Annotated in this window: 12 protein-coding genes; 3 read left to right on the forward strand and 9 right to left on the reverse strand. The window is 60.8% G+C overall.

Translation table 11 applies throughout. The features are described from left to right. Positions 1-76 precede the first annotated feature (76 nt). Positions 77-1045 (forward strand): cysteine synthase A, encoded by a 969-nt coding sequence (cysK, locus tag MOV61_RS07580; protein ID WP_038592663.1) that lies wholly within the window; start codon positions 77-79, stop codon positions 1043-1045. 114 nt (positions 1046-1159) lie between these two features. Here the strand turns inward: cysK and MOV61_RS07585 are convergent, their stop codons facing one another. The 9 genes from MOV61_RS07585 to rsmI form a co-directional block, all read right to left on the reverse strand. After that, the gene (locus MOV61_RS07585) at positions 1160-2695 is read right to left on the reverse strand and encodes a YifB family Mg chelatase-like AAA ATPase (RefSeq protein WP_247136164.1); all 1536 of its coding nucleotides are present in this window, start codon (positions 2693-2695) and stop codon (positions 1160-1162) included. A 194-nt stretch (positions 2696-2889) separates the two neighbouring features. Next, positions 2890-3840, reverse strand: coding sequence for a glutathione synthase (gshB, locus tag MOV61_RS07590; protein ID WP_038592651.1), 951 nt, complete (start codon positions 3838-3840; stop codon positions 2890-2892). A gap of 74 nt (positions 3841-3914) precedes the next feature. After that, complete coding sequence (locus tag MOV61_RS07595; RefSeq protein WP_247031569.1) at positions 3915-4418, reverse strand: cupin domain-containing protein; 504 nt, start codon at positions 4416-4418, stop codon at positions 3915-3917. Positions 4419-4526: 108 nt separating this feature from the next. Further along, on the reverse strand, positions 4527-5627 hold the full coding sequence (locus MOV61_RS07600; protein ID WP_247136142.1) for a sn-glycerol-3-phosphate import ATP-binding protein UgpC: 1101 nt from the start codon (positions 5625-5627) through the stop codon (positions 4527-4529). 1 nt (position 5628) lies between these two features. Next, positions 5629-6477: a sn-glycerol-3-phosphate ABC transporter permease UgpE gene (gene ugpE / locus MOV61_RS07605; protein ID WP_038548528.1), complete on the reverse strand. Its 849-nt coding sequence runs from the start codon at positions 6475-6477 to the stop codon at positions 5629-5631. 9 nt (positions 6478-6486) lie between these two features. Beyond that, positions 6487-7371, reverse strand: a complete 885-nt coding sequence (gene ugpA / locus MOV61_RS07610) for a sn-glycerol-3-phosphate ABC transporter permease UgpA (protein ID WP_247136143.1) — start codon at positions 7369-7371, stop codon at positions 6487-6489. Between the two features lie 77 nt (positions 7372-7448). Next, positions 7449-8771 carry a sn-glycerol-3-phosphate ABC transporter substrate-binding protein UgpB gene (gene ugpB, locus MOV61_RS07615; protein ID WP_038592641.1) on the reverse strand — a complete coding sequence of 441 codons (1323 nt, stop codon included), beginning with the start codon at positions 8769-8771 and terminating at the stop codon, positions 7449-7451. A gap of 113 nt (positions 8772-8884) precedes the next feature. Continuing rightward, entirely contained in the window at positions 8885-9274 is a 390-nt protein-coding gene (locus MOV61_RS07620) for a YraN family protein (RefSeq protein WP_247136144.1), read from the reverse strand. Continuing rightward, on the reverse strand, positions 9255-10175 hold the full coding sequence (rsmI, locus tag MOV61_RS07625; protein WP_247136145.1) for a 16S rRNA (cytidine(1402)-2'-O)-methyltransferase: 921 nt from the start codon (positions 10173-10175) through the stop codon (positions 9255-9257). Before rsmI ends, MOV61_RS07620 begins: the two co-directional genes overlap by 20 nt. A gap of 269 nt (positions 10176-10444) precedes the next feature. On the opposite strand from rsmI, the gene dnaN reads away from it, so the two are divergent. Next, a complete protein-coding gene (gene dnaN, locus MOV61_RS07630; protein WP_038548517.1) occupies positions 10445-11563 on the forward strand; it encodes a DNA polymerase III subunit beta in 1119 nt (372 codons plus the stop codon). 121 nt (positions 11564-11684) lie between these two features. Then, positions 11685-12278 carry a phospholipid N-methyltransferase PmtA gene (gene pmtA / locus MOV61_RS07635; protein WP_247136146.1) on the forward strand — a complete coding sequence of 198 codons (594 nt, stop codon included), beginning with the start codon at positions 11685-11687 and terminating at the stop codon, positions 12276-12278. The last annotated feature ends 1 nt before the right edge of the window (position 12279 follow it).

Genomic DNA, 12279 nt, shown 5'->3' on the forward strand with positions numbered 1-12279 from the left:
CTTTCCGTCCGGTTCCGCCTTGCTGGCATTCGTGGGGAACACGCCCTAACTTCTCTCCAAACTCAGGGAGAGCACCATGCCAGAGACCAGAAAGCCGGGCCGCGGCCGAATCTATTCCTCGATCACCGAAACCATCGGCGACACGCCGATCGTGCGCCTCGACAAGCTGGCCAAGGAAAAGGGCGTGAAGGCCAACCTTCTGGCCAAGCTCGAATTCTTCAATCCGATCGCTTCGGTGAAGGACCGTATCGGGGTGGCGATGATCGAAAGCCTGGAGGCCGAAGGCAAGATCACGCCCGGCAGGACGACGCTGGTTGAGCCCACATCCGGCAATACCGGCATCGCACTCGCCTTCGCGGCCGCCGCCAAGGGATACAAGCTGATCCTCACCATGCCGGAAACCATGTCGATCGAGCGCCGCAAGATGCTCGCCCTGCTCGGCGCCGAACTGGTGCTGACCGAAGGCCCGAAAGGCATGAAGGGTGCGATCGCCAAGGCGGAAGAACTCGCCGCTTCGCTTCCGGATGCAGTCATCCCGCAACAGTTCGAAAATCCGGCCAACCCCGAAATTCATCGCAAGACGACGGCCGAGGAAATCTGGAACGATACCGACGGCAAGATCGACATCTTCGTCTCCGGCATCGGCACCGGCGGCACGATCACCGGTGCCGGCCAGGTGCTGAAGGAGCGCAACCCGGCACTCAAGATCATTGCCGTCGAACCGGAAGAATCGCCCGTGCTCTCCGGCGGACAGCCCGGGCCGCACAAGATTCAGGGCATCGGTGCAGGTTTCGCTCCGAAGATCCTGGACACGCACATCTATGACGAGATCATCACCGTCAACAGCGGTGAGGCGATGGAGATGGCCCGCCTGGTGGCCAGGCTCGAAGGCGTACCGGTCGGCATCTCCTCCGGCGCGGCGCTGCAGGCCGCCATCGAAGTCGGCAGCCGCGAAGAAAACGCCGGCAAGACCATCGTCGTCATCATTCCATCCTTCGCCGAGCGTTATCTGTCGACCGCGCTTTTTGAAGGGTTGGGGAATTAGTGGGTAGTGGGTAGTGGGTAGTGGGTAGTGGGTAGTGTCGGGCAAAGCGGGCGGCATACAAGCTGCCGAGCTCCATCCACTAATCACTACCCACTATTCACTGCTCACTCGCTCTCACGCCGCGGCCGTCGCCAGCCGTTCGCCGGCCATGCGATAGGAAATCGCCTCGGCGAGATGGAGGCGGCCGACGGTATCCTTGCCGTCAAGATCGGCGAGCGTGCGGGCGACCTTCAAAATGCGGTGGTATCCGCGGGCTGAGAACTTGAGCTTTTCCGCCGCATCCCTGAGCAGCTGGAGACCGCCGGGATCGGGTTCGGCTATCTTCTCGATCAATGCCGTCGAGCAGCGGGCATTGGTGAGCACGCGCGGATAACCGGCCTGTTCGAACCGCTCCCGCTGCCTGTCACGCGCGGCCGCCACGCGCCTGGCGACATCCGCGCTGCTTTCCGCCGGCCTCGGGCGAATGAGATCGGCGGCCGAGACTGCCGGTACGTCTATGCGGATATCGATCCTGTCCATCAGCGGCCCTGAAATGCGGCCCTGGTAGTCCGACATGCATTTTGGTCCACGTGCGCAGGAATGGCCGGGTTCGCCCGCCATGCCGCAGCGGCATGGGTTCATGGCGGCGACGAGCTGGATACTGGCGGGATAGGAAACCCGGTGGTTGGCGCGGGCGATAATGCATTCGCCGGTCTCCAGCGGCTGGCGGAGCGCGTCCAGCGCCTGCGGAGAGAATTCCGGGAATTCGTCGAGGAACAGCACGCCGTGATGGGCAAGCGATGCCTCCCCGGGCCTTGCGCGCAGGCCGCCACCCACGAGCGCTGCCATGGTGGCCGAATGGTGCGGCGTGCGGTAAGGCCGGCGATCGGAAAGCTTGCCGCCGGAAAGCTGGCCGGCGATCGAATGGATCATCGACACTTCCAGCAGTTCGGCAGCCGAAAGCGGCGGCAGGATCGACGGCAGCCGAGCGGCGAGCATGGATTTTCCGGAGCCGGGAGGGCCGACCATCAGAAGATTATGGCCACCGGCGGCGGCGACTTCCAGCGCCCGCTTGGCGGTTTCCTGACCTTTGATGTCGACGAGATCCGGCAGATTGGCAGGCAAGGCGCGGATTGCCGGCTGTGGACGCGAGATGACTTGGGTGCCGCGGAAATGGTTTGCGAGCGCGATCAGGCTGCGTGGCGCGATGATATCGATATCGGCCCCTGCCCAGGCAGCTTCCGCGCCGCTGTCAGCCGGGCAGATCAGGCCCTTTCCCAGAGCGTTTGCGGCGATTGCCGCCGGAAGCGCCCCGGCCACAGGTGCAAGCGTGCCGTCGAGGTTCAGTTCTCCGAGCACGACATAACCGGCGAGTGCATCTCCGGGAACGGCGCCCAACGCCGCCATCAGCGCCAGCGCGATCGGCAGGTCGAAATGCGATCCTTCTTTCGGAAGGTCGGCCGGCGCCAGATTGACGGTGATCTTCTTCGGCGGCATGGCAAGGCCCGAGGCATGCAAAGCCGCCTGCACCCGCTCGCGGCTCTCGGCTACCGCCTTGTCCGGCAGGCCGACGATATGCATGTTGATCTTGCCCGGCCCGACCATGACCTGCACGTCGACCGGAACGCCTTCTATGCCCTGGAACGCAACTGTGCTGACGCGCGAAACCATATCCACCCCGCCCCTAACCTCATGTCCAGGACGCCAGCGATACACGCTTTCCGTGCCAGGAATTGCAATCTGGCATAGAAATAAGAATGAAACAAGAACATTAATCGAACAACTTCACGCATCCGCTGCAAGTGGGTTGCGGGCGGTTGCAGCGCGAGAACAAAGGCGAACCGTATCCGAAACGCCTGCCTCCATCAGGCGCGTTTTGCCTCGATTGCATCCCAGAGGAGGCTTGCGACGTCGGCGCCGCCGAACTTCTTGACTTCGCGGATGCCCGTCGGGGATGTGACGTTGATCTCGGTCATGTAGTCGCCGATGACATCGATGCCGACGAAGATGAAGCCGCGTTCGCGCAGGGCGGGTCCGATGCGGGAGCAGATTTCCTTCTCGCGCGGCGTGATCTCGGTCGCCTCGGCGCGGCCGCCGACATGCATGTTGGAGCGGCTGTCGTGTTCGGCGGGAACCCGGTTGATCGCGCCGACTGGTTCGCCGTCGACCAGAAGGATGCGCTTGTCGCCCTTGCGCACGGCCGGCAGATAGGCCTGGGCGATATAAGGTTCGCCGCGATACATCTGGCCAAACATTTCGAGCAGCGACGTGAAATTGCGGTCGTCCCGGGCGGAATGGAAAACCCCGGCGCCGCCATTGCCGTAGAGCGGCTTCAGGATGATATCGCCCATCTCCTCTCGGAAGCGGGCGATTTCGCCCGGATCGCGGCTGATCAGCGTTGCCGGCATCAAATCGGCAAATTCGGTGACGAAAATCTTCTCCGGCGAGTTGCGCACCCAGGCGGGGTCGTTGACGACAAGCGTTTTCGGGTGGATGCGCTCAAGCAGATGGGTCGAGGTGATATAGCCCATGTCGAAGGGCGGATCCTGGCGCAGGTGCACCACGTCCATCTCCGACAGATCGATGCGCTCCTTGTCGCCGAGCGTGAAATGATCGCCCTTGACGTCGCGCACCTGCAGCGGTTCGACGGCAGCGAAGATCTTGCCGTCGCGCATGGTCAGGCGGTCGGGGGTATAGTGAAACAGTTCGAAACCACGCGCCTGCGCTTCGAGCGCCATGGCGAAGGTGGAATCGCCGGCAATGCTGATGCCGGAAATATGGTCCATCTGGAACGCGACCTTGCGGATTTTCGCCATGACTTCAGCCCCCTAGGATTGGCCCGCCTGATGTAGGATGGCGAGCCCCCAAAGGCAACTGCAATCGGCCGATATCACGCGGAGATGCCGACCTGCGTCTTTGCCCGCAACATGTTACGCAGCCGGAAAAGCATGGCGATCGGCTTCGGGAAAGGCCGGCGGATGAATGCTACCTTTTTCAGATAGTTGTCGATGCGCCAGGTGGCCCAGGTCCGGCCCTTGAAATAGCCGACATCGCCTGCCGTCAGCGTGCGCTGCGTGCCGTCATCGGCAGTCACGTGCACTTCGCCCTCAAGGATCACCACCGTTTCGTCCCAATGGAAGTACCAGCGGAACTCGCCGGCCGTGCATTCCCACACGCCGGTCGTGGCGCAATCGTCTTCTGCGGTGGAGTGGGAGGCGGCACGCGCGCGCGGATCACCGGCGAGCACCCATGTGGGCTCGATCGGCATCGGCTTCATCTCCAAAGAATGCGGGCAGGCGCCGATGAACGCCTTAACCTTCGGTTTCTCCGGCGTGTCTGACCTGTATCTGAATGCGATTGCCGCTGCGGTCGCGGCGAGGACATGCCAACTCATCTTTCCCCCAAAAGCTGCCAATTCCGGGAAAATGTAGCGGCAAAGAGTAAGGCTGCTGTTCAGGCCAATCGTACAATTTTAACGATCGGCCTGATTTTCGCACTCTCTTTAGAGAACCGGTTCGACCGGCGCGAGCTTTGCCTCCGCCGGTACGTTGCCCGGCAGCCGCTTGCCCGTATCGAGCGAGAAGAAGTGCAGGCGCTTGGCATCGACGGCGATGCGCATTTCCGCAGAGAGCGCAATCTCCGGCGAAACGGCGGCAGTGATCTGCTGATCGCCGACGGTGCCGTGGATCAGTCGCTGGGCGCCCAGTTCCTCGGTATATTCGAGGCGGAAAGGCAGGGCCTCTTCGTCGTCGCGCGCGATGCGCAGATCCTCAGCGCGGACGCCGACGGTAACGGCGCCCGAAGTCGGTGCAAAACCGTTGAGGCTGATCATCGCCGGGCCGATCGCCAGCTTGTCGCCATGCAACTCCCCCTTGACGAGGTTCATGGCCGGCGAACCGATAAAGCTTGCCACAAAGGTAGAGGCGGGTGCGTGGTAAACTTCCAGCGGCGCACCGATCTGCTCGATCTCTCCCCCGTTCAGAACGACGAGGCGGTCGGCGAGCGTCATGGCTTCGAGCTGGTCGTGGGTGACGTAGATCGACGTGGTGCCGAGGCGGCGCTGCAGGCGCTTGATTTCGCCACGCATGGAAACGCGCAGTTTCGCATCGAGGTTGGAGAGCGGCTCGTCGAACAGGAAGGCTGCCGGCTTGCGTACGATGGCGCGGCCCATGGCGACGCGCTGGCGCTGGCCGCCGGAAAGCGCGCGCGGCTTGCGCTCCAGATACTGGGTGATCTCCAGCATGCGGGCCGCTTCAGCGACACGCGCGTCGATCTCAGCCTTCGGCGTACCGCGGTTCTTCAGACCGTAGGCCAGGTTGTTATACACCGTCATATGCGGATAGAGCGCGTAATTCTGGAACACCATGGCGATATCGCGTTCGGCCGGCTCGACCTCGTTGACGACCCGGCCGGCGATTTTCACTTCGCCCGCAGAGATGGCTTCCAGCCCCGCGACCATGCGCAACAGCGTGGACTTTCCGCAGCCAGACGGACCGACAAGGACGATGAACTCGCCATCGGCTATGTCGATAGAGACGGAGCTTACGGCCTTTACGCCGCCGGTATAAACTTTTGAAACCTCTGAAATGTGAATGCCAGCCATGTTATTTCTCCGTTTCAGTAAGCCCGCGGATGAACAACCGCTGCATGAAAACCACGACGAGGATGGGGGGAAGCATGGCGAGTACGGACCCCGCCATGACGAGTTGCCACTCGATGACGCCGTCCTGCGCCGTGACCATGCGCTTCATCCCCATCATCAGCGTGTAATAACCGGGGTCGGTGGTCACCAGGAGCGGCCAAAGGTACTGAACCCAGCCATAGATGAAGAGGATGACGCATAGCGCGCCGATATTGGTACGCGAGAGCGGCAGGAGGATGTCCCGGAAGAACTTCATAGGGCCGGCTCCGTCCACACGGGCCGCTTCCAGAAGTTCGTCCGGGACTGTCATGAAGAACTGGCGGAACAGGAAGGTCGCCGTGGCCGATGCGATCAACGGGACGGTCAGACCGGCCCAGGAATTCAACATGCCGAGGTCGGCAACGATCTTGTATGTCGGCATGATGCGCACCTCGACCGGCAGCATCAGGGTGACGAAGATGATCCAGAAAGCCAGTAGCCGGAAAGGAAACCGGAAATAGACGATCGCAAAGGCGGAAAGGATCGAGATGGCAATTTTTCCGACGGTGATTGTCAACGCCATGATCAGAGAGTTCAGCGCCATGTGCGAATAATTGGGCAGGCCGTGAGCGGCCGCGGCGCTCGTCAGAATGGTCGAATAGTTCTCGATGAAATGCGAGCCCGGCAGAAGCGGGACCGGCCCGCTCATCAGCGTCGAGACGTCATGGGTCGACGCCATGATCGCGACATAGACCGGCAGCGCGACCACCAGAAATCCCAGGATCAGGAATGCGTGGGTGAGGAAAGTCAGGAAGGGGCGGTTTTCAACCATGATCGTTCCTCAATACTGGACGCGGCGTTCGACGAAGCGGAACTGAACAAAGGTCAGCAGCATCACGATCAACATTAGCAACACCGACTGCGCCGAGGACGAACCGATGTTCAGACCGACGTAACCGTCCTGATAGACCTTGTAGACGAGCGTGGTCGTCGCCTGCGCTGGCCCGCCGCCCGTCGTGGCATCCACGATCGGGAAGGTGTCGAACATCGTGTAGTTCACGTTGATGATGAACAGGAAAAACGTCGTCGGCGACAGAAGCGGCAGAGAGATGGTGAAGAAGCGCCTCACCGGGCCCGAACCGTCGATCGCGGCAGCCTCGATCAGCGACTGCGGCACCGACTGCAATCCAGCCAGGAAGAAAAGGAAGTTGTAGGAGATCTGCTTCCAGGCTGCCGCGATGATGATCAGGATCATCGCATGCGTGCCGTTGAGATCATGGTCCCAGCGAATGCCGACGCGCTCAAGGAAAAAGGGCAGCAGACCGGTGGATGTATTGAAGAGAAACCACCACAGGACACCCGCCACGACAGGGGCGACGGCATAAGGCCAAACCAGCAGGGTGGTATAGATTCTGGCGGATCGCGTCACGCGGTTGACCGCGGCCGCGAATGCAAGGCCGAGCATCATCGAAAGGATGGTAACGGACACCGCGAATATGCCGGTGCGCCAGAGAGCATCCAGATAGTTCGGGTCCTCGATCAGCTGCCGATAATGGGTCAATCCGACGAAAACGGTAGAGAAACCAAAGGGATCTTCCCGCTCGAATGAAGACTTCACTGCCTGCGCGGCAGGCCAGATGAAGAAGACGAGCGTGATAGCGAGCTGGGGCGCGAGCAGCAAATAGGGCAGCAGGCGGTTATTGAAGGTTGTTCTTTTGGTATCCACCGTTCCCTCACCACAACGTAATAAGCAAGCAAGGGAGGGCCGGCGGTAGCCGGTCCTCCCTGCGGAGATCGGAACGATCAGTTCGAGTTGGCCGCCTCGAATTCACGCAGAAGCGCATTGCCGCGCTGCACTGCGCTGTCGAGCGACTGCTTGGCGTCCTTCTTGTTGGCGAGGAGTGCCTGGAACTCCTCGTCGATGATGGTGCGGACCTGGGTAAAGTTGCCGAACCGCACGCCCTTCGAATTTTCCGAGGGAGTACCGCGGGTGATCTGCTTGATGGCGATGTCGGAGCCGGGATTCTTTTCGTAATAGCCCTGCTTCTGGCCGAGTTCGTAAGCAGCATTGGTGATCGGCAGATAACCGGTGAACTGGTGCCAATCAGCCTGGACATCCGGCTTGGAGAGATAGCTGAAGAACTTGGCTACACCCTTGTAGGTCGCCTTATCCTTGCCGTTCAGCACCCAGAGGGTGGCGCCGCCGATGATGGAGTTCTTCGGCTCCTTGATCTCATCGTCGTAATAAGGCAGCGGGGCGAAGCCCGGCGTGAAGTTCTTGGCGTTGTTGATGACCCCGGCGCGGCCTGCGGAGGAGTTCATCGTGATGGCGCATTCCTGCGAATAGAACATGGTCGCCGCCTGGTCGCCACCGACCGGGCCACCATACTTGAACAGGCCTTCGTCCTGCCACTTCTTCAGGTTTGCCCAGTGCTTGACCTGCAGAGGACCGTTGAAGGTGAATTCGGACTTCACGCCGCCGAAACCGTTCTGCAGCGTGCCGAAAGGCTTGTCATGCAGCGCCGAAAGGTTTTCGGTCTGTACCCAGGTAATCCACGCCGAGGTGAGGCCGCACTTGGCAGCGCCGGAGGAAACGATCTTCTTCGAGAACTCCTCGACTTCCTTCCAGGTCTTCGGGGCAACTTCAGGATCAAGGCCCGCCTTTTTGAAGATGTCCTTGTTGTAATACATGATCGGAGTGGAGGAATTGAAGGGCAGCGACAGGATGTTGCCCTTCGTATCGGAATAGTAGCCGGTAACCGGAGCCAGGAATGTCTTGGTGTCGAAGGGTTCGCCTTCGTCCGCCATCAGCTTGTAGACAGGATAGACGGCGCCCTTGGCAGCCATCATCGTGCCGGTGCCAACTTCGAAGACCTGGACGATAGCCGGTTGCTGGCCAGCGCGGAACGCGGCGATCGCGGCGGTCAACGTTTCCGGATAACTTCCCTTATAGACCGGAACGACTTTGTAGTCGGACTGGCTCTCGTTGAATTTCTGAGCGATTTCTTCAAGCTTCTTGCCGAGTTCGCCACCCATGGCATGCCACCAGGTGACTTCCGTCGCGGCAAGCGACGACGTTGCCGACAGCGCGACCGCGAATGCGGCCATTGAGAGTTTTCTCAACATTATTATTTCCTCCACCTTGATTGGTGTCGGCCCCCAAATAGGGTCCTCCCATGACACCACCGTTACAGTTTTATGTCATTTTTCTAACAGAGCAAGGACACTTGATTTGTTCGTTAGAATGCGTCGGGAAAATGCCGCGGCAGGCGCCCTGGAAGCACGGCAATAATGTCGTAGCGCTGTGAAAGCGTCGCTACATGCTTCCGCTTCGAAAGCCACAGCGCGCTTGCCGCGCGAATACGGTTCTGGGTCATGTAGCCGACTGCGTCGATGGCTTCGCTTTCGCCTCTGCGCGCCTTGACCTCGACGAATATAACAAGGTCCCCCTTGCGGGCTATAAGATCGATCTCGCCGATCTTTGTGCGATAGCGAATGGCAAGGATGCGGTAGCCCTTCACAAACAGATAGAGCGCGGCGAGATACTCGGAGAGATGGCCTCTTTTATAAGCCTTCTGCCGCTCGGCCTTTCGCCGGTTCAGGCTGTTGTCATTGCGCTCCGCCGCCATCCTCGCCCTTCAACTCCAGGAGCCGCTGATAAAGAACCTTGCGGGCAAGTCCGGTGAGCCGCGCAGCCTCGGCAGCGGCTTTCGCTGCTGGCATAGAGGTTGAGAGCCGGCGCAGCAGCACGTCCACCTCGACTTCGCCGGGAGGCTCCTCGGCCTCGGGCGGCGCCAGAAGCAGCACGATCTCGCCCTTCACCACGCGGTCGTCGTCGTAATAGGCGGCGAGTTCCTCCAGCGTGCCTCGGCGAAACTCTTCGAAAGTCTTCGTCAATTCACGGCAGACCGCCGCGCGCCGGCCAGTTCCGAGCACTTCGGCGGCCGCGGCGAGCGTTGCGCCGATGCGATGCGGCGATTCGAAGAAGATCAGCGTTGCCGGCACTTTCGAAAGCTCGGCCAGCCGGTCGCGGCGGCCCTTGTCCTTGACCGGAAGGAAACCGGCAAACAGAAACGCGTCGGACGGCATGCCGGAACCGACGAGCGCTGCGAGCGGCGCAGAGGCGCCGGGGATCGGCACGACCTTGTGGCCGGCCTGGATCGCCATCTGACCGAGCCGATAACCGGGATCGGAGACCAAGGGCGTGCCCGCATCGGAGACCAGCGCCACCGATTTTCCTTCTTCCAGCGCCGCGATCAGCTTCGGTCCGACCTCGTCGGAATTGTGCTCATGGTAGGAATAGGGCCGGTTGACGATGCCGTAGCGGTCGAGCAGGACGCGGGTCACCCGGGTATCCTCGCAGGCGAGCACATCGGCGCCGGAGAGTGTCTCCAGCGCCCTCAACGTGATGTCGCCGAGATTGCCGATCGGGGTCGCGACCAGATAAAGCGCCGGCTCCAATGGCCGCGCGGCCACGAAAGTATTGGCGACGCGATAGCCGCGCTGGCTGCTCTTCAGGTCATCGGTCAAGGGGCGTCACGCACAAAAGGATGGTCATGTGCCTTTATGGGCAAGCCGACGGGCTTCGGCAAGTAAAGCCCAAGCTGTTGAGAACGCATATTTTCTGTGTGCAGCGCGTGAGACAGATGCGAAATGACTTGCTAACGCCTTGTTCACCTCTTGCTTTTCGAACGGGTTGTCTGCCATTTTGCCGGTCCACATCATCCGGCTGGCCCAAAGCCGGCAGAATATCAGGGTCCGGCCCTGCCGGATCGCCACGGTCGAAAGCGATTGCGTCCATGCGTATTACTCTTGAGCGGTCAAACCTTCTGAAGTCGCTGAACCACGTGCATCGCGTGGTGGAGCGACGGAACACCATCCCGATCCTCTCCAACGTGCTGATGCGCGCGTCCGGCGCCGGTCTCGACCTGAAAGCGACCGACCTCGACCTCGAAATCACCGAAGCCCTTCCGGCCATGGTCGAGACTGCCGGCGCCACGACGGTTCCGGCGCACCTGCTTTACGAAATCGTCCGGAAGCTGCCGGATGGTTCGGAAGTGCTGCTCGCCACCAATCCTGACGGCAGCTCGATGACGGTGCAATCCGGGCGCTCGAAGTTCTCGCTGCAGTGCCTGCCGGAATCCGACTTCCCCGACCTCACCGCCGGCAGCTTCACGCATACGTTCAAGCTGAAGGCGACCGATCTGAAAATGCTGATCGACCGCACCCAGTTCGCGATCTCCACCGAGGAGACCCGCTATTACCTGAACGGCATATTCTTCCACACGATCGAAGCCGATGGGGACCTGAAGCTTCGCGCAGTCGCGACCGATGGTCACCGCCTGGCCCGCGCCGATGTGAAGGCGCCATCGGGTTCCGAAGGCATGCCGGGCATCATCATTCCCCGCAAGACGGTCGGCGAACTCCAGAAACTGGTCGATGATCCGGAATCGGTGGTCACGGTCGAGGTTTCGGACGCCAAGATCCGGGTCACGATTGGCTCGATCGTCATGACCTCGAAGCTGATCGACGGCACCTTCCCGGATTACCAGCGCGTCATCCCGACAGGCAATGACAAGGAAATGCGCGTCGATTGCCAGAGCTTTACCAGGGCTGTCGACCGCGTCTCGACCATTTCCTCCGAGCGCGGCCGTGCCGTAAAGCTGTCGCTGACAGACGGCCAGCTGATGCTGACCGTCAACAATCCGGATTCGGGCAGCGCCACGGAAGAGGTTGCAGTCGGTTACGACAACGATCCGATGGAAATCGGCTTCAACGCCAAATACCTGCTCGACATTACCGCCCAGCTTTCGGGCGACGACGCGATCTTCATGCTGGCGGATGCCGGTTCTCCGACATTGGTGCGAGATACTGCGGGCGACGACGCGCTCTATGTCTTGATGCCGATGCGCGTTTAACATCATCAAGGCGGCCGGAAGCTCCGGCCGCCTTTTTCATGCGGTTTTCCCAGGTGCGACATTTTTCCTTGCTTTTGCGGCATCGGGGTTCCACATGGGGCAAAAGGGAGAGGATAAAAAAATGGAACTGCGCTTGAAGGAGCGGCTTGGCCGCAAGTTCGATGATGAGATCCGGTTCTTCAAAGGCTGGATCGATGGCCCGAAACGGGTCGGCGCGATCTGCCCCACCTCCTCCGTTACCGCCAAACGCATGGCAAGCGTCATCGACACGGCCTCCGGCCTGCCTGTCCTCGAACTCGGGCCCGGCACCGGCATCATCACCAAGGCGATCCTGAAGCACGGTATCTCGCCGGAAAACCTGGTCTCCATCGAATATTCGACCGATTTCTTCCAGCACCTAGTCCGCACCTATGAAGGCGTGAACTTCATCAATGGCGATGCCTTCGATCTCAAGCGCACGCTCGGCGCCTTGAAGGACACGACATTCGACAGCGTTATTTCGGCAATCCCGCTTTTGAGCTTCCCGATGGAGCGCCGCATCGGGCTGCTCGAAGACCTGCTCGACCGCATCCCGGCCGGCCGGCCGGTAATGCAGATCACCTATGGCCCCGTCTCGCCGATCATTGCTCAGCCCGACCGCTACCGGATCAAGCATTACGATTTCGTCGTCCGCAACATTCCGCCAGCGCAGCTCTGGACCTATAGCCGCGGCTGAC

The organism is Neorhizobium sp. BETTINA12A, assembly GCF_023006485.1.
GTDB lineage: Bacteria > Pseudomonadota > Alphaproteobacteria > Rhizobiales > Rhizobiaceae > Neorhizobium.